The organism is Runella sp. (genome assembly GCF_027484545.1).
Classification (GTDB): domain Bacteria; phylum Bacteroidota; class Bacteroidia; order Cytophagales; family Spirosomataceae; genus Runella.
Genome location: NZ_JAIXST010000270.1, coordinates 1 through 24,330, shown reverse-complemented (window position 1 = coordinate 24,330; position 24,330 = coordinate 1). Strand labels below are relative to the sequence as shown.

Below are 24,330 nucleotides of genomic sequence, written 5' to 3'. Positions count from 1 at the left end.
CTATTACAACAGCAAAATGACAAGCATAGTATCAAAGAAAGGCGTAAAAAAGCAGGTTGGAATGACCAGTACTTGCTCAATATTATTAAAAACAACACCATTTAGGTGCGTTTAACCTGCACTTCCTTTTAGAATTGATCTTTTACCAACGAGTTTTCCAAAACCAAATGAGTTGACACTAAACATAGAGAAAATCAGGAGCGAAACTTGATGATTTGCGTTTATCACAAGCCCCAAAGCAAAACGTTTAAAGCGCTCAATACCAAAGCATTTATGCTATTTTTCTATGAAAATCAAAATAACCAACGGCATCATCCTTACCCCCTTCCGCGCCATCAAAAACGGAACGGTTGTCATTGAAAACGGAAAGATTTTAGGCGTCCATGAAGGAAATGCAGAAGTGCCCGATGCTACCGAAATGGATGCAAAAGGCCAATACATAGCGCCGGGCTTCATTGACATCCATGTCCACGGCGGCGGCGGTTTTGATTTCATGGACGGAACAGAAGAAGCCTTTTTAAAAATAGCAGAACTCCACGCCCAATACGGCACCACTTCTTTAGTTCCAACCACGCTGACGGCGGAAAAGGAAGATTTACTGCAAACGTTAGACGTCTACGAAAACGCCAATCGTCAAAATACCAAAGGTGCAGCTTTTCTCGGAATCCATTTAGAAGGTCCTTATTTCGCCCTAAGCCAACGGGGAGCGCAGGACCCGCGCTACATTCGCAATCCTGACCCGGCCGAGTACGAAGAAATTCTCAGTCATTCGTCGTCCATTGTACGGTGGAGTGCCGCGCCCGAATTGGAAGGCGCGATTGCGTTCGGACAACGGTTGCGCCAAAAAGGTATTTTGGCAGCCATCGCCCATACCGATGCGTTTTATGACGATGTGTTGGCGGCGTACGAAAACGGCTATTCGCTCGTAACCCACTTATATTCAGCCATGTCGGGTGTAACGCGCAAAAATGCGTTTCGGTACGCGGGGGTGATTGAAAGTGCTTTTTTGTTGGATTTAGACGTTGAAATCATCGGCGATGGTATTCATTTGCCCGCACCGTTGCTCAAACTCATTTATAAAATCAAAGGGGCCGACCGCACCGCCCTCATCACCGACGCCATGCGCGGTGCTGGAATGCCCGAAGGCGAAAGCACGTTGGGTTCGCTGAAAAACGGGCTGAAAGTCATCATCGAAGACGGCGTAGCCAAAATGCCCGATCGTACTTCCTTTGCCGGCAGTGTAGCCACCTTCGACCGATTGGTACGAAACATGGTTTATATGGCTGACGTATCGCTCTTGGAAGCTGTGCGCATGGCAAGCACCACGCCTGCCCGCATCATGGGACTGGACAACCGCAAAGGCTCCCTTGCCAAAGGAAAAGACGCTGATATTGTGATTTTTGATGAAAATATCAATGTTAGTAGGACGATGGTTGGGGGAAAAGTGATTTACTCTAAATAAAGCTTATCCGCTATAGACGCCATAATTGCGCCCATTGCGTAAAACCATCGCGTCCATTGCGATTAAAATACATTTCATAAAACATTGACAAACTTCATTGACCAAGGCATTCAAAAGAAGCGTCATTTGCAAGTAAATAATACCCAATGAGTGCTTATTTGACCAAAAACCTACCCGCAAATACGCATTTATGAAAGCACGCGTTTTAGGCTGTTTGTTAGCCATCAGCAGTTTAACCCTCCCCGTCATGGGCCAAGAAAAAAATAAATCAGTCAGTTTGATTGTATTGGAGCCTGGGCATTTCCACGCGGCCTTGGTGCAAAATACCCCTTACGACAACGTCAACCCCGTCGTACACGTGTATGCGTCCAAAGGTCCAGATGTGGAATCGTATCTGGATAAAATCAAAAAATACAACTCCCGCCCCGAAGACCCGACCCAATGGGATGAAAAAGTTTACACGGGACCCGATTTTTTCCAAAAGATGCTTTCCAAAAAAGCGGGAAATCTGGTCATTTTGGCGGGAAATAACCAAAAGAAGACCGATTACATCAAAAAATCGGTGGATGCGGGTCTGAACGTATTGGCCGATAAGCCCATGGCTATAGACGCTGCCGGGTTTTCATTATTGAAAGAGGCGTTTGCGCAGGCGAAAAAAAATAACGTGTTGCTCTACGACATCATGACCGAGCGCTACGAAATCACCAACGCACTCCAACGCGAGTTGGCTTTATTGCCTGACTTGTTCGGTACCTTACAAAAAGGCACTCCTCAAGACCCCGCCGTGACCAAAGAAAGTGTTCACCATTTTTTCAAATACGTATCGGGCGAACCGCTTATCAGACCAAGTTGGTTTTTTGACGTAAATCAACAGGGCGAAGGTATAGTAGACGTGACTACGCACTTAGTCGATTTGATCCAGTGGAGTTGCTTCCCCAATCAGACCATTGATTATCAAAAAGATATAAAGTTTTTGTCGGCCACGCACAACGCCACAACATTGACCCCCGAACAGTTTAAGTTGGTCACAAAAAGCGATAGCTATCCCGATTATTTGAAAAAGGATATGAAAGGCAACAACCTGGAAGTATATGCCAACGGGCAGATTGATTACACGTTGAAAGGCGTTCACGCACGGGCATCGGTGATCTGGAATTTTCAGGCACCGCAAGGAACGGGCGACACGCATTATTCGATCATGAAAGGCAGCAAAGCTAATCTAATTATCCGTCAGGGTAAAGAACAAAACTTTAAACCGGTGCTGTACATTGAGCCTTTGAATGCGACTCCTGCCTACGAAAAAGCGGTAGCCGAAGCCTTCAAGAAAGCACAGGCAGCCTATCCGGGCATTGAATTGAAGAAAAATGACAAAGGCTGGGAAGTGACAGTACCGAAGAAATACGACACGGGCCACGAGTCACATTTTGCGCAGGTGGCTAAGAAATACATGGAATTTTTGAAAGAAGGTAAACTTCCGGCTTGGGAAGTTCCTAATATGATTTCTAAATACTATACAACGACCGAAGCGTTGAAATTGGCGAAAGCGAAGAAGTAAAGACGAAGCTTCAGACTTGGAAAGTTTCAAACACTTTCCAAGTCTTTTTTTATTTACACCAATTCTCCGTACAAATCAAACTCCTCGGCATTGGTAATCTTTACGTTGGCAAAATCACCCTGACGCACAAACTGACTTGCCGGCAATAATACTTCATTATCTACCTCCGGGGAATCAAATTGTGTTCTTCCCACAAAAAAGCCGCCTTCTTTTCGGTCAAAAAGCACTTTATAGGTGTTTCCGATTTTGGCTTGGTTCAACGACCATGAAATATCTTGCTGCACGGCCATAATGTCGTCGGCGCGTTGTTGTTTTACTTCCGCAGGAATGTCATCGGGCATGGTATGCGAAAAAGTTTGCTCTTCGTGCGAGTACGTAAATACGCCCAAACGGTCGAAACGCGTGCGCTCCACAAATTCCAATGTTTCTTCAAAGATTTCTTCTGTTTCGCCCGGGTGCCCCGCAATCAGCGTGGTACGCAGCGCAATACCGGGCACTTTGTCGCGGATGGTTTTGATCAAATCCTCTGTTTTTTCCCGCGTAATCCCACGACGCATCGATTTCAACAACTCCGTACTGCCACTTTGAAGCGGCATATCCAGGTATTTACAAATATTGGAACGCTCACGCATTACATCCAACACATCCATCGGAAAACCCGACGGATAAGCGTATTGCAAACGAATCCACTCAATGCCTTCCACATCAGAAAGGTGGTTCAATAACTCCGACAAATTGCGTTTTTTATAAATATCCAACCCGTAATAGGTCAAATCTTGGGCAATCAAAATCAGTTCTTTCGTCCCACGACGCGCCAATGATTTTGCCTCAATCACCAAATCGTCAATCGTACGCGAAACGTGTCCGCCGCGCATGAGCGGAATGGCACAAAAACTACAGGGACGGTCGCAGCCTTCGGCAATTTTTAAGTAGGCATAATGAGCGGGAGTAGTTAACAGACGTTCGCCTACCAGTTCCTGTTTGTAATCTGCTTTGAGGGTTTTGAGCAAACGGGGCAGTTCGTTGGTGCCAAACCACGCATCTACGGTTGGTATTTCAAGCGCCAATTCATCTTTGTAGCGATGTGACAAACAGCCGGTTACGTACACTTTATCTACCAAACCGGCATCTTTGGCATCGGCATAGCGCAAAATGGTGTCGATGGATTCCTGCTTGGCGTTGTCGATAAATCCGCAGGTATTCACGATCACAATGCTGGCGTCATCTTTTTTAGATTCGTGCGAAACGTTGTAGCCGTTGCCTTTGAGTTGAGTGAAGATATTCTCGCTGTCGACCAGGTTTTTACTGCAACCCAGCGTCACGATATTGACTTTATTTTTCTTGGTTCCTTTGGTTTTCATTTGTTATTTGTACGGCTCACCTGCTTTGGGTAAAGCTTCTTTTATTATCCGCAAAAATGGATAAATGTGCTTATAAAAGTATATCAGAATGGATTTAGAGAGAGGCAAAACTTACTTGAAGGATGGAGGGACGACAAACTTGATACCATGCTCTTTTGCGGCTTGTTCTACGCCTTTTTCATGGATATTTTTTTTATCCTCAGAAATACGCAAAGCAATTTCTTTCAGCCGCTGATATTTTCCTTGCTCGCTCATAGCGATTTATTTTTCACAAAATTAATAAAACCCTTCTGAAGAACACCAAGTTTGGAAAACAAAGTTCGGAAATGGAAAATTTAAAGCCCAGTATTACGCATGTTTTGATAAATGACCTCCTTTTTTATAATATCTCTAAAAAAGCATTGAAATTGTACTTTATTGCTGCTCAATTGTATGTTGCGACTTTAATGAAAACACCTCGAAATGAATACAAAACCAATTCAAAAAATACTCTTTGGCAGTCCTGGCACTGGTAAAAGCCATAGAATCAAAAGCACATACGCTCAAGAGTTAGGCATCGAAATTAACAGTGTAAACTATATACCTTCCGTATTTCATCCTGAATATACTTATGGTGACTTCATGGGAAAACTGATGCCTTTGACAAATGATAGCGGTAAAGTTGAGTATAAATTTTATTCTGGTCATTTCTTAAAAGCACTTGCTCAAGCTTATAAAAACATAATTGCTACCTATCTGGAACAAGAAGAAGAACGTGAAAAAGCAGAAGAAGAGTTTAAAAAAGAAATTGGAAAAACAGCGAAAAAGGCATTTTCAACTGACGAAGCTAATCAACTTGATAATCGTTTAGAGGCTATCACACGAAAAAAAACCAAAAACGTACTATTAGTTATTGATGAAATCAATAGAGGTAATTCAGGTGCTATTTTCGGTACAGTCTTTCAACTCTTGGATCGAGACAGTAATGGTTGGTCAAGCTATCCGATAGTAATTTCAGAATTAGAATTTAGGGGTGGGCTTATTAAAGAGATGTCTTTTCAAAATAAGACTTTTGTAGATACAAGTAACTCTAAACTGTCAAAAGATGAATATCTATATTCTGGTAAGCAAATCACTTCAGAAAAATTCAATGACTACCAGTCTTTTATTTTCCAAGAAATTGACTCTGAGTCTTTTATACAAGAACACAAAATTAAAATCCCTTCTAATTTACATGTAATTGCCACCATGAACACCTCCGATAATTCCATTTATTTCATGGATAATGCTTTCAAAAGGCGATGGGATTGGGAATTTGTAGATATTGATGATGATGACCAGAAAAAATCAGTTGAGAAACGAACAGTAGTTCTATACAAAGCTGAAACGGCAAAATGTAAATGGGTTGACTTTGTTGATAAGCTGAACGAGTACATACGCAGTAAGCACAAAGACATACGCAAGATTGAGGACAAGCAAATCGGGTATCGTTTTATTAATGAAGAGGTTATCACTGAAGAACATTTGAAAAATAAGCTGATGTTTTTCCTGTGGGATAGTGTGTTTAGTAACAACAAAAAGCCTTTGGCTGATTTATTGGGTGTAGCTGAGAGCGAAATAGTAACTTTTGGGCAATTTACTCGCAAAGAACAAGTTGAAAACTTTGTTGATAAAATTCTGAACCGTTAGATGTTTGACCTCTCAAAAATAGATTTTAAAAGAACCGACGAAGAACACGGTCGGAGGCATTATTCCTTTGTTGGAATTCAACGTAGCCAATCCAGCTCTGACCGTTTAGAGTTTTGGCTTCCGTTGGGGTTTGATGATTTTAACCCCAACCATGACTACGAAACAACCAAGGCTTTCTTTTTTAAGATGTACCGTACGTTTAAAGTTTATCTATCTCGGAAGGTGGAAGGCTTGAATGAAGAAGAACGAAAAACCGACCGAGACGGAATCTATGAGTTTGAGAACGGATTTAGTTTTGTGAACCAAAATCAAGAACAGACTGTATTTTACGGCAAACTTAATGCCATCGACAAGATTTTGGAAGGCTACGACGAACTCAAAATATCATCATTGGAGAAAAAGCAAGTTCGTACCACCGATATAGACTATTCTAAAATTCACCGCTATTTGCATCAAGCCACTTACTTAGAAAACGATGTTATTTATTTAGATGAAATGACCATCGCCAAGAATGTATTAGTACAAAGTAGCCCACCTATTCTTCAACTGTTTAGCTTTATCTACACCGAACTCAAGAAAGAGTTGGGAGAGTTAGATACAGTTCCCGACAAAGCATTTGAGTTATCTGAAACCTTTAAAGAACATCATTTACAACCGGATAGTAGCCTTTTCGATGAGATTACGTTTGCTGAAACCTTGCGTGTATTACGAATACAATTAGAAGATATCGAAAGCGAAACAGTTTACAAGGACGAAGATTTCTGGCATTTCTACGATGCCGTAGAATCGTTTTTATATGGCGAGAAAACAGATGATACTGACGGTATTTTTTGGGGCATCAGCAATTTTTATGATGTTTGGGAGGATATGTGTCAAACATATATGTTGCAAAGTCATTTAAATCTCCAAATCTTGTTTGCAGATATTAATGGCAAATTATGGTTACGTGATGGTATCAGAAACAGTCCCTTTATCTTGAAAATCAATGATACAAGCCGCAATCCCCCAAGAGAATTAAGGCCTGATTTAGTTTACTTGGAATTAGTTGATTTTAGAGGTGAAATTCTATTAGAAAAACTTTACACAAAAGAATCTCTTACTAACACACAAGGGCGTGAATGGGGATATAAAATACTATTCAATCAATTACCCAAAAGGGTTTTTGACAGATGCAAACAAATTTTAGACTACCATTTACAAAAAGGACCAATATATGGTACTAATTACGAGTCTCTAAAAAGAGGATTATTACAATATGTATATAACGAGCTGAACTATGCAGATGCAATTGAAACAAATTTGGCAAAAATTGTTCTTAAAATCATTGACTACAAATACATGAAAGAATCTGACTATCAAAATTATAGATCATTTGTAGTTGATGAAAAAGGAGAGAATAAAATTAAAGATGACATCCAGAAACAGTTGATTTATGAGTGGACGATTCAACAAAATATCGAAGAAACGCAAACTGAAAGTGAATTTTGGATTCCTCATTATTCCGAAATCCTTGATTTTGACGCATCAAAAAAGGTGTTAGATACGCCAAGCGAAGAATTCAGAAAATCACAGATTAAGGTTTGTAAAATCAATTTCAATATCTTACAGCAACACTACGTCAGCCTTTATGCCGTATGATAAAGTATAACGCTTCCAATAATGTCATCAGCCCTTTTAACCCTATATTGGCCCTTCACCCCCAAATGCGGAAGGAGGTAAATGAGCATTTTATTCAGCCTATCTTAGAAGTATTCTTCAAAGACAAAAAGGGAGCGAGTGGCGAGTTGGGCATTGAGAACTTCGAGGCTTTGGATGCCGATAGACTCAAAACAGAGATGGAGTTTCAGAAAGAAGACAATTATGTTCAAAACTACGTCTATGCTGAGTTAATCAAAGAAATAAGGAAAGATAATGAAGGAAAAATCATCTTTAAGCCCAGATACTCTATTTCTTTTGATTGGGATTTGACGACGTACTATAATAGAATGGATAGGGTTAAAAAGAACCTCAAAAACTATCCATATAAACAGATTTTTAAAGACCTAGGAAAAGAAGAGAAACAAATAAGGTATGGCACATTACGTCTCGGGGAAGTCCCGATTCTATATGTTATATTCATTGATTTTCAAGAAGTTTTAAGGTTTATCAAGAAAAGAGAGATAAATCTCAAAAATGATATTGAGTTTGTAAAAGTTGAAGAATCACCCAAAGAAAAAAAAGAGCGTCTTTTTGATTCTGTCATTCAGCAAACTCAAAGAAAACTACGTGAAACCACTGATAGTTTAACCGAAGAAACGCTAAAACAACAACTAAATCGGTTAACCTTTTTGCGTGACGAGCCACTACAAGGCACAGCAGGAAAACTGCGAGTTAATTTAGCTTGGAACACAACCGATGATTTAGACTTACACATAGAAACTCCCAATGGTAAAATTTTCTATGGAAATAAAGTAGTTGAATATCAGGGTGTAATCGGTGAATTAGATGTAGACAAAAATGCAGGTGGTGAACCGGTAAGTAATCCACAAGAAAATATCAATTGGGATAGTATGCCTGTGGGAAGACATATTATTAAAGTACATTTCTTCAAAAGTAGAGAACAAACCAAAGTACCATTTACTATCACAGTTTTGAATGAAAACGGAGATGGTCGTATCTATAACAGCTATGTCGAAGCAGGAACTCTACCTAATAAAAAGATCGCTTCTTTTATTTTTGAAAATGATACGTTAATTTTTGAAGATTTGGTTTAGCTGCCCCTTTATTTCCTCAAATTCAACAAATAAGCTCCCATCAGTCCGTTGTGAGCCCATGTGCCGCGCATCCGTCCGGGTGTGAGGCCCAATGGGTGGCTTCCCAACGCAAAATCTATATCTCCATCTCCGTCAATATCGCCGGTATCCAACGTAAGCCAACGGCCCATACGACCAATCGGGATAGACCACGGCTTGAATTTTCCTTTTTGATTTTCAAAATACAGCACGTTGGTTTGAGGGTTGGTGTCAATATCATCGTAAAACGCAATGCTGACCAAATCCAAATCTCCATCGGCATCCACATCAGCGGGAGCTACTTTATAAGCACCGTCGATGGGGTAAAAGAATTGTTGCCGAAACTGCTCCTTTCCTTGATTTTCAAAGATATACAGTCCATGATATGGCTTAAAAAGAATTGAATAGTCCGCATTGTCACCGCAGGTATACAGGATGTCCAATCGGCCGTCCTTGTTAATATCAACCACATCAAAATAGCTGGATCCAAAAACGGGTGGAAAACGAAGCAGTATTTTTTCCTCAAAATTCAGATTGCCCTTATTGAGATACAACACGATTCGTTCATCTCCTTGAGCAAAGAGGGTCATTAAATCGGGCAAACCATCTTTGTTCCAATCCACCACCACCGTATGCATTGCTCCGGGCGTAGCACTCAACACTGTAGCTTCGTAGTTTCCTCCCGCATTTTTCTTCCATACGGAAAACCTGCCTTCCAATACGCCGAATTCGCAGGTAATGAGTTCAGGTTGACCGTCTTTATCCAAATCCTGTTGAAGCGTTTGTGTAGGACGGAGAAGTTTAGTCAGCAGCAACGAAGCGTTATTGGCGCTTTTTTGACCCATATTGACCGTTTGCGCGTAACCGTTGGCATTGTAAGTTACCTTGACGGTTTCACCAATGTAAGTGACTAACAGATTTTTATGAGAAGCATCCAAAAACTGCAAATCACTCACGGCAGGTTGCCCCCCAAAGCGTTTAACGGGCTGACCTGCGGCATCCATCAGCCAAACGGTATTATTGACTTCATCCGCTACATAAACGCCTTTGTTGACCTCGTCGATTCGGACGCAGGTCACGTTGGCCATTTCCTGTTCAATGGGCGAAAACAAAGGGCGAATTTCAAACTGTTTTTCAATCAATGCTGCCTTCTGAAAAGGAGCAAGCGGCGTAAGCCGTTTGGGAGCCAATCCCAAATAATATTCTTTTATTTTTTGCCAGTCTTCTTTTGAAATCAGGGGTTTCTGCGCTTTTACCTTGAGGTCATTCGCGTTCAGTTTTCGGATTTTCTTTACATCGTCATCCAAACCTAACCGCAAAGCCATGTAAGGAAGTACATCTTTTTCCCAGACGTTATTAGGCAATAAATTAGGATCGGGAAACAAATGACAGCCACCACAATGCTGCCGTGCCAACGCTTCATGTTGGGCAGGGTCTTTTTTACAACCTACCAAAAAACTAACAATGGAGAGAAATAAAAGAAAAAACGCAGAGCGAAGCATCATAGGTTTGGGAAATAAAAGCCAAACTTACGGGCAATGAATGGAATTGCAAAGTTTACACCTAATCCCCCAACACCGCACAACTGTAAGGAGCCAACGAAAGTTGATCTATTTTTACAAACCGAGTCAATTCATTTGTCCTGAAAAGAAGTTCATTGGGCATGTAAAGGGCCGTATAAGTCAACGTTTCACTTGAAAGATTATGAATGACCCATACTTCCCGGTCGGATACTTTCCTGCTGAAAGCCACGATTCGGTTGTCAGTATTGGGTAAAATTTCAATAGCCCCGTGTACATTCGCCAAAACGGGATTTGATTTTCGGAAATGAATAAGGCGTTTGTAATGATTAAACAGAGAATCAGCGTCATTGACCTGACCTACCAACGGTACCACCGTTTTGCTTTTACTGTACTTAGGTTTCATCCACCGAGCGCGTTGCCGATCATTTTGGCGATAATCCCATAAAAAAGGCTCCCGAATAAATTCATCCGGCTTTTTTCCTAACATCCCGATTTCTTCGCCGTAGTACATGTAAGGTTGCCCTGGCAAAGTCAGCAACAGATTGGCAGCCACTTTAAGGCGATTGATATTCCCCTTCAACATACTTCCAATGCGTATTTGGTCGTGGTTGGTAAGCATAATGGCGTCAATGAATCGCGGATTGGTTTGGGCAAAAACAGCTCGATTCTTGGCCAGTAGAGCCGCTATTTTTACGGTATCCCGTTCTTTCGAAACAATTTTTTGAATGGCCAAACTCAGGTCAAAATCAAAATTGGCCGTCAGGCCTTTGAAATAAGGGGCTATTTTTTCGGCAGTATTCCAAACTTCTCCCACCAAATAGACCTTTGGGTTGGCTTTTTGCATTTCAGTACGAAACTCTTCCCAAAAGTCGTAATTCTTATGCTCTTCCCATTCCGAATAGATGTGGCCTGCGGCATCCAAACGAAATCCATCTACGCCCATTTCAAGCCAAAAACGACCGATTTCATAAATTGCCTGCCGAACGGGCGGATGGTCGCAATTAAGGTCGGGCATCCCTTTCCAAAACAATCCATAGTATTTTTCTGAATTACCGGGCCATTGATGCCACGGATTACGGTCCCAGGTATCGGGCGTCACTTCACGCGTAGCAATCCCCAACGCTTCGATTTCTTCGGGGCTTTTCCAAGTGTAAAAGGGACGGTATGAATTGTCTTTGCCCTTTCTTGATTCCTGAAACCAAGGGTGATTGGCGCTTGTATGATTAATGACCAAGTCCATAATGACCGAAATGCCACGCACATGAGCCTCAGAAATCAGCCTTTTAAAATCATCAAAGGTGCCGTATTCAGGGTCAATGCCGTAATAATCAACCACATCATATTTGTGATAACTGGGGGATGGCTGAATAGGCGTCAGCCAAATGGCTTCAATGCCCAAATCCTGCAAATAATCCAGTTTGGAGGTAATACCGTTAAGGTCACCAATGTTGTCCCCATTGGAATCGCAGAAAGAGCGAACAAAGATTTCGTAACAGATGCGAGGGTGATTAGGCAAAATTATAGCCGATTAGGATTAGAGATTTTTAGCCCTTTGATTGCTTTAAAATCCCGTTCATTGTCAGTAAGTAGTGTCAATTTATGTATTAAAGCCGTTGCAGCGATAATAGCATCAGGCGTTTTTAATTTGTACTTGCGCCTAAGTTCAATCGTTCTCGAAGCTATCTCATCAGAAAGCGGGTAAATTATTGAATCTTCAGCAAAAATTTCAATTTACCGATAAAGGCTTTTTTCTTCGGTCACCCAACTCAATAACTCAATTTTTGTAATAATCGAAATGTTGCTTTCTACCTCAAAAACTGAATCCATAAAATCAAATCCTTTTTCAGAGAGAAATCCATCTAAATATTTACTTGCAATAGAGGTATCTATTAAATAACGGGTTACCATTCTTCTCTTATTTCTTTAACATGCGCCTCCAATCGTTCAGCCTCTTTTCCTGAAATACTTTTTCTAAGACCACGAATACGATTTTTTTTGGTAAGCGTACCGTTCTCTTCATCAATTGGAAGAATAATAATCTGTACTCTTTTAGCATCAAAATCAGGCGGAAGTGAATACGTAATCGTATGCTCTTTCACGTCTATAAAATCACTGATAGCATTCATAAATCGCAATTGTTTTATCAAATATAGCTTTTTATCTGCTGTGATTTTTCAATATTTGGCCAAAATCTTCTGCATATACTTCCCCAAAATATCAAACTCCAGATTGATAACGTCTCCGACTTTCAATTGATGAAAATTCGTATGCTCGTACGTGTAGGGAATAATCGTCACCCGAAAACCATCATCTTCCGAGTTGAAAACGGTCAAACTTACGCCATTTACACAAATTGAGCCTTTTTCTACCGTGATATTGCCGACCGAAGCATCGTACTTAAAATCAAACAACCAACTGCCGCCCACTTCTTCAATGGATGTGCAAATACCCGTTTGATCAACGTGGCCTTGCACAATGTGTCCATCAAAGCGACCGTGCGCCAGCATACAGCGCTCGACATTTACTTTAGTACCCAAGTTCCATTGCCCAAGATTCGTCTTTTTTAGGGTTTCATCCACGGCCGTTACGGTATAAGAGTCTTGGTCTAAGCTCGTCACAGTCAGGCAAACGCCGTTGTGACTCACGCTTTGGTCTATTTTGAGTTCGGGGGCGAGATAAGAACGCAATCTAAAAGTAAGATTTGTACCTTCTGCTATAATTTCGACCACTTCGGCGGTGGTTTCTACGATTCCTGTAAACATGAGAGTAAATAAAATTAACATCTGATCAACAAATACTTAGGCAGGAATTGTAATGATAAATTCCGTGCCTTCATTTTCTTTGGTAGTGAGTTCAAGGGTTCCGTTATGGCCTTTGGTGACAATATCATAACTTAGAGACAGCCCCAAGCCCGTTCCCTGCCCGGTTGGTTTTGTAGTAAAAAAGGGTTGAAAAACTTTTGCCGCAATCGCTTCGGGAATACCCGTTCCGTTATCTTTGATTCGAATTTCAACAGCCCCCCCCGCTCCGCGCGGCGTACCGTCCGATGGGGGAGTTATGCGCCGTGTACTAACCATAACGGTAGGTTTATAACTCTCCCCCATTGGGGGTAAGGGGGCTGTTGCACGTTGATTCACGGCATAAAAAGCATTATTGAACAAATTGAGTACAACTCGACCAAAATCTTGGGCAACGACCTTGATTTTACCCACGTTTGGGTCATACTCTTTGAACATGGTTGCGTTAAATCGAGTCGTCGAATCGTTCTTGTCTTTGGCCCGAAAACTGTGATAACTCAACAATAAATATTCGTCAATCAGTGCATTCAAATCCGTGAGTTCTGCATTGCCAAGGCTGGTACGGGAATGCTCCAACATACTTTTGACAATACTCGAAGCCCGATTGCCATGCAGGCTGATTTTTTGAAGATTTTGCTCAATATCACCAAATAGCTCGCCTTCAATCGTTTCATCTCTTTGTTCAGGAGCTTTTTCCTGTTCCTCTTTCAGTTCCAGCAAAAGCTCTATGCTGACTTCCGAGAAGTTATTGACAAAATTGAGCGGATTCTGAATTTCGTGCGCAATTCCCGCCGTCAGTTCACCCAAAGAAGCCATTTTTTCGCGTTGCACCAGTTGGTTTTGCGTTGATTTCAATTCTTCAAGCGATTGCTCCAATTGAGCGGTACGTTCTTTTACCTGGCTTTCGAGCAATTCATTCTGAGCGGCCAAAAGCTGTTGTTTTTCTAACTCCTGCGCCAGGTTACGCTGGGTCAAGGCGTTGTTTTCCTGAAGTTTATCAATCAAATCCCGATTGGTAATGGAGAAATTAATGGCCAAATAAAGAGAAATCGACATCGGCACACACAATACAGCCGCTTGGTACGCAAAAATCCCCGCTACCTCTTCCGCATCATAATGCCCCAGTACAAGCTGCGCATAAAATATCGTAAACATAATGAGCGATATGCCCATTCCAATCATGATAAGCCGGGCACCGGGCTGTCTGCGACGCAACGCCAACGCAGTAACGCGAATCACCTCCGCAGTCATTAAAAACTCCGTGCCTAATTCTGCTAAAGTTGACCCCAACGAATAGGGCGTAAACAGTAAAAGCACCACTACAACACCAAAAGCGACAATTATCCAGTAAAGGATTCCAGTCTTTTGGTGGTAAATTTCATAAATCGCCCTCACCAGAAATATGTAGGCAATCGGGAAGGAAATGGTTTGAATCAATTCCGCTAAGAAGTAGCCGGAAAGGTAATCTATGTAACTCAGTGTAAGCGGAATGCACAAAAAGGCGATTCCTAAAAAAAAGGTGGTAATCGAAAAGTACAAATTGGCCCGTTGGGTAGGATACAAAAAGAAAAAAGCCAGGTGTAGAAACGTGAGAATAAAAGACACTCCCACTTGAAACCAACCGTAATAAATCTGATAACGAATCTTATCTCTGACGGCATTGGCATTATCAGTTTCAGTGATAATAGCCCGCATTCCATAGTTTCTAGTAAATCCTACTCGATTATAGAAGCTATGTCTTTCATAAGCCACTCGAATCGAAATTTGCACAAAAGGATAGCTAACCGAGTAGGGTAGGCCAATCACTGCTGATCGGGAAGCATTGACGGCTTTGACCGAGTCGGGTGTGGAACTTACCACTCCTATCTTTTTTGCCAATAAGCCATTGATATAAATTTCGGAAGCCAGACTTTGGCTAATATGCAGCGTAGTAAGTTTCTGCGCCACTAAGGGGGAGAACTCCAGTGTTGCTCTAAACCACCCAATTCCTTTTTGAGTAAGTTGAGGTATCTTGCTTAAGTCCTGTGAGGGGCTTATTTCCATCCATTTGCTGTCATCAAACTCTGGATTAGCCCACTCCGGATTGTCACCTGCACTCCATTTCCAGCCTTTATTGAGCAATAACCCTTCAGAAGGCAGCCTATCAACAGTAATGATGCTCTGTCCCCATGTGAAGGCAGTATTGAACAAAAAAAGAAAAAAAACAATCAGGCTGTTTCTCATTTCAAAAGCGGGTGCGTGCTACTTTAAAAGCCCCAACAAATATTTCCCGTACCCACTTTTCAACAAAGGCTGCGCGATTTCGCGGAGTTGCTCTGCATTAATGAACCCCATTCGATAGGCCACTTCTTCAATACAACCTATCTTAAGTCCCTGCCGTTCTTCAATGACGTGCACAAATTGACCGGCCTGCATCAGCGACTCGAACGTACCAGTGTCCAGCCAAGCAGTACCACGGGTAAGCACCCCTACTTTCAATCTGCCCTGTTCAAGATAAACACGATTGATGTCCGTAATTTCCAATTCGCCGCGAGGGCTGGGTTTGATGTTTTTAGCAATTTCAACTACGTCATTATCATAAAAATACAACCCGGGAACCGCATAGTTTGATTTGGGGTTTTCAGGCTTTTCTTCAATCGACAGTACATTGAAGTCTTTGTCAAATTCCACGACTCCATATCGTTCGGGATCCTGCACTTGGTAGGCGTACACTACACCGCCGTCGGGGTCATTGTTGGCTTGAAGGAGTTTGCTCAGGCCGCTGCCATAAAAGATATTGTCACCCAACACAAGGGCTACTTTATCCTCCCCGATAAAATCTGCACCAATGATAAACGCCTGCGCCAATCCATCTGGGCTGGGCTGCTCGGCATAGGTAAATTCGCATCCAATGCGTTTGCCGTCACCGAGCAATTTTTGAAAATGCGGCAAATCGTGCGGAGTAGAAATGATCAGAATTTCACGAATTCCCGCCAACATCAAAATAGAGAGCGGGTAATAAATCATGGGTTTGTCATAGACAGGCATGAGTTGCTTGCTTACGGCCAACGTAAGCGGATGTAAGCGAGTACCGGAGCCTCCGGCCAAAATGATTCCTTTCATTGCGAAACCTTTATTTGTTTTCTTTTATTTATTTTTATTCTCCCAAAAATAGGCAATTCGTTTGGAAAGGCATCACAAAAAATAAAGCCCGTCGGTGCGGCGGGCTTTATTGGAAACTGAAAGTAACCCCATCTAAAACGGTACCGCACGGGCGGCCCCGGCCGTCGCGGCTTCCCCACTTAGGTCGGACCGCCGAAGCGGAAGACTTAAAATTATATCAGTCATTCACAGAAATCGAACCTGAACTGGCTCTCATGGTAACGAGCGTTCCGCCACCGTTCAATTTTCCGTTTACGCGGTCTTTTTCCATGGTTGCGTTAAAATTATTCAATGTGCCTACATTGACCCGATTAGCGCGCAAATCCAAATCCAAGCCTTTGTTGAGCGGCATCTGTACGTGAATTCCACCCGCTGATGTAGAAAGGTCAAGGTATTTGCCTAAAGAGGTGATTTCAGCATCAATTCCTCCCGCGCTGGTTGAGGCTTTCAGTGCCGCCGCTACGCCCGTTAATCGAATAGAACCGCCTGAGGTTGAAGCTACTAACTCACCCTTAATGTTATCGCCTTTGATGCTGCTGGTACTGGCCCGTACATTTCCATCTACTTGAGTCAAATTAATGCTTCCTCCCGAAGTCACGAGTTTGATGTCACCTTTGCAGGCATCGGCTTTGATACTTCCGCCACTCGTAGCCAAATCCAATTGGTCATGGCAATTAGCCAATTGAATGCTGCCGCCCGAGGTACGGCCTTTGACCACTCCACTTAAATCATCCAGATGAAGACTGCCACCACTGGTTGAAAAGTTTTGAGTTCCCGACAGTTTCGCCAATTTGATGCTGCCGCCGCTGGTCGCTAAGTCGGTTGCGGTTTTTTCAGGAACAGTGATTTTGAACGAAATACTCAAGGCTTGTTTCCAGTCCCATTTTTCGTTTTCGTTTTTACGTTTTGATTTACAAACCAATGTTTCGCCCTCCATAGCTATCGTTAGCTCATATTCTTTGAGGCGCTCTTCGGTTTCTTCTTTGCTCAATTCCGATTTTCCGTTCCAATTGTTAGAGCGAATATAGACCTCTACTTTGGCCTCCCCGCTTTGTCCTGCCACAGTGATACCTCCACCCGAAGTACGTACGTTAAGTGCCTTAATAGCAGCTGCGCTGAATGTTTTGGTCATGTAAGGTTTTTCGTCGCTGTTTTGGGCAAAAAGTACAGATGCGGAGAAAAATAGCGTAAAAAATAGGCTGTATGTTTTCATAAACTGTAATTGTTTAATGGTTTGTAGATAAGATGAAATTAAACCAGCGAACGTTGCATAGAGGTCTATTTTTTTCTAAAAAATAAAGGCCGCTTGCAAAGAAGCGGCCTTTAGCAGAATCCATTGGATAAAAATCTCTTATTCCATTTCCTTAAAAACCTTCTCCCCGGCCTCTACCCGGACAGGCAAGGTGTTTTCTTTGGGTGGAAGGGGGCAGGAAAAAGTATGATTATAAGCACAGTAAGGATTATAGGCATTGTTGAAATCAATGGTGAGTTTTCCTGATTTTACATCGTCTGTCTTAAAGTCCAAATAACGCCCGCCGCCGTAGGTCTCTTGAGGAGCGGTAGCATCTCGAAACAGAATCGAAAGTCCTTTATCGTGTTTGTAAATCAACAAACGATACACGTTCAATTCGGCCGCTTCGCTTTCTCCGGCCAACGTAAACTCGGCAAAGCCGTATTTTTCGTAGGTTTCTGTGCTCCCATCGGTCATCGGGACAGCCACCCGTTTGTCTTGAGCTGTACTGTGGTAAGGTACTACTTTGGCAACAATTTTATAGGCAGGATTGGGTGAGAAATAGGTTAACCCTTTAAAATCAGTCTTGCCCTTAAACGGCGACTGCTCCGAGTTGCGAAAGAAATTATCTTTGTCTTTCCGTTCCTGATTGATTTGAGCTACGTAATCCTCATCCGAAACGGTGGTTTCTTCTCCAAAAAAAGTGGTACCAATCACGCCCAAAATGACCACAACAATCAAACCGAGTAAAAATTTATTTTTGAGCATCGTTTTGTAGGGAATTAGAAAACAAAACCGGGAAGCAAAGAGCAGAATCCAATCCAACTCTCTACTTCCCGGTCTTACATTTATTTAAAGAATGGCTTTCTCCAGTGTTGCTTTTACGCCGTTGGTCATCATTTCTACCAAATAGCCGGTAATGGCGTCGGCAAATCCTGCCAATTTGGTAAGGTCAATTTCCCATAGTTTGGTATCGCTCAACACCTGTTGTACCAAAGTGGACACCGTTTCGTCCGTTACGCCTTCCCATTTTTCATAGAAATAAGCCGCTTGCTCATCATTAATTACATAAAATTCTTCGCCGCGTTGTCCGAAATATTTGTCATTTTCCTGTTTCACCGCCTTCATAAAGAGCAGGTAGGCCGCAAAACCTAAAGCAAAATGCTTGGGAACCGTGCCAAATTGCTTGTAATACCGCCGAATGGTTGCTACATTCCGAGCATTCATTTTAGAGGTTTGCTGCAGCGTAATACCAATCAATTTTTGTTGAATAAATGGATTTCGGTACCGGTTCAGAATGTCTCCCGCAAACGATTTAAGTTCTTCCTTTTGGTCTTCAAACGGCAGAGTAGGGACAATTTCTTCGTAAATTACCGTTTCGTAATATTTCGACATGGCGGGATCGTTCATGCACTGAAACGTGATGTCAAAACCGCTTAAATAGCCCAAAGGGGCCGCTGCGCTGTGGCTGCCGTTCAGAATTCGCAACTTGCGCTCGCGGTAGTACGATATATCTTCGTCTACAATCACATTATCAAAAAGTTGCTCAAACGACAACACCTTTTTAACGCGTTCATCTCCCTCTATTGCCCATAAATAATACGGCTCGGCTACGGTCAACAGACTGTCTTCATAACCCAATTTAGCTTCCAAAGCTGCTTGGGTAGCGGCATCCGGTTTTCCGGGCACGATTCTATCTACCAGCGAATTACAAAACTTAACGTGGTATTTGAGCCATTTGTTAAACAATTTCCCAAGCTCGTTGAACGTCGAAAGTTTCTCTACACATTCGCGGAGTTTGAGCCCGTTATCCGTAATCAATTCAGTAGGAACTACCACGACTCCTTTGTCTTTTTTTCCACCGTACGTTCTGAAACGCTCGTATAAAAAAGCGGTCAATTTGCCTGGAAACGACTGAGGAGGACTCTGGAAAATGTTTTCTTCTACGTATTGAATTCCCACTTCGGTGGTGTTGGAAATAATGACCTCCAAATGTGGATTCCGGGCGATTTGAAGTATTCCCCGCCAATTATCCTGCGCCGACGCCACGCGACTGATGGAGCTTACTGTCGTGGCTTCATCAATGGTTTGTCCACTATTGTCTACGCCGCGCACACAAACCGTGTAGAGACCGTCCTGAGCAGCAAATTCATCGGAAGAACCTGCGGTAGATTTTACCACTACAATGCGTCCGTTGAAGATGTGTTGCTTATTGGCTTTGTCTATCAGATAGTCACACAGCCCTCTAAGCAGCACGCCCGTACCAAATTGAATTACTTTTACGGGCAAATCAAAAGTATATTGCGTTTCGCTATCAACGATTTGTTGGGATAGTTGCGGCATGGTTAATATTGGATTGAACAGTTTGGTAGCTTGAAAATGTTTGTATTGGCAAACCTAATAAATTTTACGCAAAACTTATCTTTGTGGCTGCCAAAGGCTTACAAACTCTAATAGATTTTATTGATTTTGGAGATTTTCAGGAAGGCATTTCCTCCTAAAATCCAATAATCTTTACCTTAAAATCATTTTTATGACCAATTACATTTTATATGACGACGCAGCCATTCGGCCTCATCTCCTCCCTTTTACGTTCACCCGGCCCGTGTCAGAAATCCGTTGCGGTACGTGGACACTAACCGAAAAATGGGCCCATTTTCTGAACGTCAAGCCTTCTTTTTTAACCGAACCTTACCTTCAACATAAATTCTCGCTCGTTACTGCCAACGATAATGTATTTCTGAACGGCGCGGTGTGCGCGACTCAAGCCATTGTTGACGCAACTCATCAATTAGTACAGGGAGAAGCCCTGATTTTCAATGACATTATCATTGCGTACCGCTCGCCGTTTGAAGTGGTTTCTCCCCAAAATGAATTAAAATTAATCGCTTTTAACGGTCCAGTCACCTGTATTCGACAGGTTTGGGATATTTACGGAGAAAATGGCGCCCAGATTAAGGCGGATTTTGCAGCAATCACTCAAAACCGAACGAGCCAACCTCTTACCGACCCGCATACACGCTGCTATGCGCCTGAGAACATTTTTATTGAGGAAGGAGCAAAAATACACGCGGCCATTCTCAACGCCGAAAACGGGCCGATTTACATTGGAAAAAATGCGACCATCAACGAAGGAAGTATAGTCATTGGCCCTTTTTCTTTGGGAGAAGGAGCGACCGTTAATTGGGGCGGAAAAATGCGAATGAATACCACCGTAGGGCATCATTGTAAAGTTGGCGGTGAAGTGGGCAACTCCGTTTTATTCGGATACAGCAACAAAGGTCACGATGGTTTTTTAGGAAATTCGGTGCTTGGAGAATGGTGCAACTTAGGAGCCAATTGCAACAACTCCAATCTTAAAAATGACTATACCAACGTCAAGCTTTACAGCTACGCCACGCATACGCTCGAAGATACCGGACGACTTTTTTGCGGTTTGTTCATGGGAGATTTTACCAAAGCGGGCATCAGTACAATGTTCAATACTGGCACGGTAGTAGGCGTCAATGCCAATATATTTGGGTCAGGTTTTCAGGCAAAACACATTCCATCCTTCAGTTGGGGCGGTTTGGCAGAAGGGTTTACCGAATACCGCATCGAAAAAGCACTGCAAGTAGCCTACGAAACAGTAAGCCGCCGCGATGAACCCTTTGGCGAAACGGAAAAAGAAATGTTAAAGCATGTTTTTGAGATAACTCGAAACAGTAGTCAGAAGTGAGTAGTCAGAAATTAAAGCGATAAATCGTACTCGCAAACCAATGAAAAAAAGCATAATCACAACTTTGTCATTCCGCAGGAATCTGCTTTCGGACAAGATTTATTATAAAAAGGGTAAGTTGAGTCCTCTCTTTTTCATTGGCTGTATAGCGGCAGTCCTCTCTTTTACTGCGGTTCATGCCCAAACAGACACGCTGATTGTGCGCGGCAAAGTGGCAAATCTGACGTTAAAATTATACCGCCAAGCTCCCGAAATTACGGTGGCGCGAGTCAATATTTTAGAGTCAAGCCGTGAGATTGTTCGCACAGCACAACTCCAGCCCGACGGTCGTTTTGAATTAAAAATGCCGCTGATTTATCCTCAGGAAGAATGTTATCTAACGTATGCCAACGTAGTTATGCCATTTTTAGGCACAAAAGGCGCGACGGTAGAAGTTACCATTTTTGTCGATTCTTTGGGTAAAAACGGGCTTCCCCTGCGATTTGGGGGCGTCAGGGCCACCACCAACAACCGTCATGCTCAGTTTTATACTGCTTTTAATAAGTGGCTCAAGGCCAACCCTGATAATCCTCCTACTAAGTTCGATAATTCGTATCGTTTTTGGGAAAAAACCGCTTTGGAACAGGACCGTCGAGTTGATTTTTACCGCGCTTTTTTCACAACAAAAGACCCGTTGCTCGACAAGTGGGTTATTTCGTCTTTGGAAGATGCGACCAAAGCCAAATTTTATAATCTCCTGACTCAACGTACAGAGCCTCTACCAACAGGCTTGTTGGGTGCTGCTGATTTGGACACCACGCTTTTTTTGACTTTTGCCAAAGCAGATTCTTATCAACAATTTATGAATCATGCATTTGCCACTACCCATAATTTAGCCGAAGGCGCATTGGCTGTTAACAAGTTATCGGCTTTAATTTTAAAATATGTACCCGATTTATCTACTGAAGACAGTCTAAAACTGGAAAGTTTTATTCAGGGAGGAAAGGCAAAATCGAAAGATATTAGTTTCTTAAGTAATCTGTTTAACCGACAGGAGGAAACTCTCCGCTTAATCAGTATCTATGAAGTATACTGTCGTAATTTTGGAGCAACTTATAATGAAAAGGAGTTGGAGTATCTCAAAACGGTGTTTTATGCAAGTAATATGAATAATTTTACTTCCCAAAAAATGACAATCTGGTATAACCATATCCGTCCTACACTCAAAAATCCCTACTATATCCGTTCGTTGGATGAAATTCACCACATACAAAGCATTGATTCGGCCTTAATACATTCGGCTACCTCACAGATTGATTATGCCACCACGAATGACCCCTTGGAAGTCAAGTCGGGGATATTTCTGGCTAAAAACAGTGAATTTACGAATGGCAATACCATTTGGGATAGAATCAAGAAAAAATACCAGGGGAAAACTATCTACCTGGTATTTTGGACCAACGACGAGGTAGGCCGTATTGCCTTGGCCGAAGCCCAGGCATTGCGAGGCACTATACCCGAAAACAAAGTGGCCTTTGTCTACGTATGCGAACACCAAACTACCGACGAGTTGTGGATTCAATCAGTGGTAAAAAGCAAAAGCCGAGGGTTGCATATTAAGTTAGACGAAACTCAAAACGACTTTTTTGTGAACGAATGGGGAATTAGCAATGTACCCCACAGTGTCCTTGTAGATGCCAATGGCAAATACATTCAGCGCGATGCACCTCTGCCTGCCGACCGTGCCGGTTGGGATAAAATTTGGCCTAAAGTAGTTCGCTGAAAATCAAACACTTGCAAAACGGCTGTTCAGCATAGGATAAAGGATGACGGACAATAAAATCACCAGTGTACCTGCATAAAACCCCGCTGTCATGCGCTCATCGAGGACAAAGTAAGCCAGCGCCATACCATAAACGGGCTCCAGATTAATGGTCAAATTGAGGGTAAAAGGAGACACTTTACGAAGCAAATACACACTAGCAGAATAGGCATACACGGTACAGACCGACGCCAAAATTACAATCCAAGTCCAATCCATGGGCTGAGGAATTACTTCTTTGGTTGTCAATCCGCTGATTAAACTTACGCCGATTAATCCCACCAACATTCCCAAGGTAGCGCCGTTCATTTCATAATAGGTAATCAGCAACGCGTTGTGTTTTTTCACAAAACGACTGTTGGCAATGGTAAAAAGGGCCGCCAAAAACGCCGAAGTCAACGCCAAGCCCAAGCCCAACGACTGGTCAAATTCAAACCTGAAAATCAGGTAAAGTCCTGCAATCACGACCAAACTCAGCAAAATCTCCAACGGACGCACCCGCCGGCGGGAAAACAGCGGCTCCAACAAGGCCGTAAAAAGCGACGTAGTGGACATGCCGGCCAAACACACCGAGGCACTTGATACGTGAGCCGAGCCAAAAAACGTGAGCCAATGCACGCCCATAATCACCCCAACGCCCAACATCTGCCAACGGTCCTGTGCGGGTACCCGTTTCCATTCTTTTCTCAGCCACAATACCAACGCCAGCCCGATAGCCGCTAACAGCGTCCGAAAAAAAGTGAGACTGATTCGCAACAAATCGGGATTGACTAACTTGCCCAAAATAGCCGTAAAGCCCCAAATCAGCACTAAAAAATGCAGGTGTAAATAATCAGCAAAGGAAGGTTTAGGCGGGTTGTTCATAAAAGCACGATTTTGAAAAGCAAAAATACAGCTTTCGTGGCAAAATGACACATATCCTAATTTTTGCCTTTGATATACTCTTCAAAATATACCAAAGCGAATAAATTTATTTTAAAGACTTTTCCCGCAGCCATAACAAGTCTTTGACTTGCCCTCGTGGAACATTATAGTTAGTGTCATTTCACGGAGCAATATGGTCATTTCACGGTTTTTTTGTAAAAAAAGCGGCAGTGCCACTTGACAGGTCATGGTTTTTTAGGTAAGTTGCTCTATCAACTATAAAAAATATACCATTTTGTAGAGTAATTATTTCTTACATATAGATAGGGACATAACTAATTGGAACAAATAATTGTAGAATTCCAAAAAATCGTCAATCCATTTTCTGGCAAAAGACAGGGACTTTGATGCCTTTGTGAAGGCATCCTGCAAGAGTT

Annotated in this window: 21 protein-coding genes; 7 read left to right on the top strand and 14 right to left on the bottom strand. The window is 42.4% G+C overall.

The window, feature by feature from the left end:
- Positions 1-286 precede the first annotated feature (286 nt).
- Positions 287-1,462, top strand: a complete 1,176-nt coding sequence (gene nagA, locus Q0081_RS24270; RefSeq protein WP_298359889.1) for an N-acetylglucosamine-6-phosphate deacetylase — start codon at positions 287-289, stop codon at positions 1,460-1,462.
- A gap of 190 nt (positions 1,463-1,652) precedes the next feature.
- Entirely contained in the window at positions 1,653-3,017 is a 1,365-nt protein-coding gene (locus Q0081_RS24265) for a putative oxidoreductase C-terminal domain-containing protein (RefSeq protein ID WP_298359887.1), read from the top strand.
- Between the two features lie 53 nt (positions 3,018-3,070).
- On the opposite strand, the gene rimO is transcribed toward Q0081_RS24265, so the two are convergent.
- Entirely contained in the window at positions 3,071-4,378 is a 1,308-nt protein-coding gene (rimO, locus tag Q0081_RS24260) for a 30S ribosomal protein S12 methylthiotransferase RimO (RefSeq protein WP_298359884.1), read from the bottom strand.
- A gap of 111 nt (positions 4,379-4,489) precedes the next feature.
- Entirely contained in the window at positions 4,490-4,633 is a 144-nt protein-coding gene (locus Q0081_RS24255) for a hypothetical protein (protein ID WP_298359882.1), read from the bottom strand.
- Positions 4,634-4,840: 207 nt separating this feature from the next.
- Here Q0081_RS24255 and Q0081_RS24250 point away from each other — a divergent pair, with 207 nt between their 5' ends.
- The 3 genes from Q0081_RS24250 to Q0081_RS24240 are packed head-to-tail and all read left to right on the top strand — an operon-like array spanning position 4,841 to position 8,799.
- A complete protein-coding gene (locus Q0081_RS24250; protein WP_298359880.1) occupies positions 4,841-6,046 on the top strand; it encodes a hypothetical protein in 1,206 nt (401 codons plus the stop codon).
- Entirely contained in the window at positions 6,047-7,684 is a 1,638-nt protein-coding gene (locus Q0081_RS24245) for a hypothetical protein (RefSeq protein WP_298359878.1), read from the top strand.
- A complete protein-coding gene (locus Q0081_RS24240; RefSeq protein WP_298359876.1) occupies positions 7,681-8,799 on the top strand; it encodes a hypothetical protein in 1,119 nt (372 codons plus the stop codon). Before Q0081_RS24245 ends, Q0081_RS24240 begins: the two co-directional genes overlap by 4 nt.
- A gap of 8 nt (positions 8,800-8,807) precedes the next feature.
- Here Q0081_RS24240 and Q0081_RS24235 read toward each other — a convergent pair whose 3' ends face one another.
- The 11 genes from Q0081_RS24235 to Q0081_RS24190 form a co-directional block, all read right to left on the bottom strand.
- Positions 8,808-10,322: a VCBS repeat-containing protein gene (locus Q0081_RS24235; protein ID WP_298359874.1), complete on the bottom strand. Its 1,515-nt coding sequence runs from the start codon at positions 10,320-10,322 to the stop codon at positions 8,808-8,810.
- Positions 10,323-10,380: 58 nt separating this feature from the next.
- The gene (locus Q0081_RS24230; protein ID WP_298359872.1) at positions 10,381-11,856 is read right to left on the bottom strand and encodes an alpha-amylase family glycosyl hydrolase; all 1,476 of its coding nucleotides are present in this window, start codon (positions 11,854-11,856) and stop codon (positions 10,381-10,383) included.
- Between the two features lie 2 nt (positions 11,857-11,858).
- On the bottom strand, positions 11,859-12,044 hold the full coding sequence (locus Q0081_RS31975) for a type II toxin-antitoxin system VapC family toxin (RefSeq protein WP_409034093.1): 186 nt from the start codon (positions 12,042-12,044) through the stop codon (positions 11,859-11,861).
- 27 nt (positions 12,045-12,071) lie between these two features.
- On the bottom strand, positions 12,072-12,248 hold the full coding sequence (locus Q0081_RS24225; RefSeq protein WP_298359870.1) for a hypothetical protein: 177 nt from the start codon (positions 12,246-12,248) through the stop codon (positions 12,072-12,074).
- Positions 12,242-12,466, bottom strand: coding sequence for a hypothetical protein (locus Q0081_RS24220; RefSeq protein WP_298359868.1), 225 nt, complete (start codon positions 12,464-12,466; stop codon positions 12,242-12,244). The genes Q0081_RS24225 and Q0081_RS24220 overlap by 7 nt, the downstream gene beginning before the upstream one ends.
- Before the next feature lie 48 nt (positions 12,467-12,514).
- Positions 12,515-13,102, bottom strand: a complete 588-nt coding sequence (locus Q0081_RS24215) for a riboflavin synthase (RefSeq protein ID WP_298359866.1) — start codon at positions 13,100-13,102, stop codon at positions 12,515-12,517.
- Positions 13,103-13,138: 36 nt separating this feature from the next.
- Entirely contained in the window at positions 13,139-15,361 is a 2,223-nt protein-coding gene (locus tag Q0081_RS24210; RefSeq protein ID WP_298359864.1) for an ATP-binding protein, read from the bottom strand.
- Between the two features lie 18 nt (positions 15,362-15,379).
- Positions 15,380-16,240: a glucose-1-phosphate thymidylyltransferase RfbA gene (gene rfbA, locus Q0081_RS24205; protein ID WP_298359862.1), complete on the bottom strand. Its 861-nt coding sequence runs from the start codon at positions 16,238-16,240 to the stop codon at positions 15,380-15,382.
- Between the two features lie 217 nt (positions 16,241-16,457).
- A complete protein-coding gene (locus Q0081_RS24200) occupies positions 16,458-17,492 on the bottom strand; it encodes a DUF4097 family beta strand repeat-containing protein (protein WP_298359860.1) in 1,035 nt (344 codons plus the stop codon).
- 138 nt (positions 17,493-17,630) lie between these two features.
- On the bottom strand, positions 17,631-18,278 hold the full coding sequence (locus Q0081_RS24195; RefSeq protein ID WP_298359858.1) for a DUF1684 domain-containing protein: 648 nt from the start codon (positions 18,276-18,278) through the stop codon (positions 17,631-17,633).
- Between the two features lie 84 nt (positions 18,279-18,362).
- Positions 18,363-19,853, bottom strand: coding sequence for a tagaturonate reductase (locus Q0081_RS24190; protein ID WP_298359856.1), 1,491 nt, complete (start codon positions 19,851-19,853; stop codon positions 18,363-18,365).
- A gap of 190 nt (positions 19,854-20,043) precedes the next feature.
- Between Q0081_RS24190 and Q0081_RS24185 the strand changes: the two genes are divergently transcribed.
- Both Q0081_RS24185 and Q0081_RS24180 read left to right on the top strand, forming a co-directional pair.
- Positions 20,044-21,228 carry a putative sugar nucleotidyl transferase gene (locus Q0081_RS24185; protein WP_298359854.1) on the top strand — a complete coding sequence of 395 codons (1,185 nt, stop codon included), beginning with the start codon at positions 20,044-20,046 and terminating at the stop codon, positions 21,226-21,228.
- Between the two features lie 40 nt (positions 21,229-21,268).
- On the top strand, positions 21,269-22,990 hold the full coding sequence (locus tag Q0081_RS24180; protein ID WP_298359852.1) for a hypothetical protein: 1,722 nt from the start codon (positions 21,269-21,271) through the stop codon (positions 22,988-22,990).
- Between the two features lie 3 nt (positions 22,991-22,993).
- Here Q0081_RS24180 and Q0081_RS24175 read toward each other — a convergent pair whose 3' ends face one another.
- Positions 22,994-23,893 carry a DMT family transporter gene (locus Q0081_RS24175; protein ID WP_298359850.1) on the bottom strand — a complete coding sequence of 300 codons (900 nt, stop codon included), beginning with the start codon at positions 23,891-23,893 and terminating at the stop codon, positions 22,994-22,996.
- Positions 23,894-24,330: the final 437 nt, after the last annotated feature.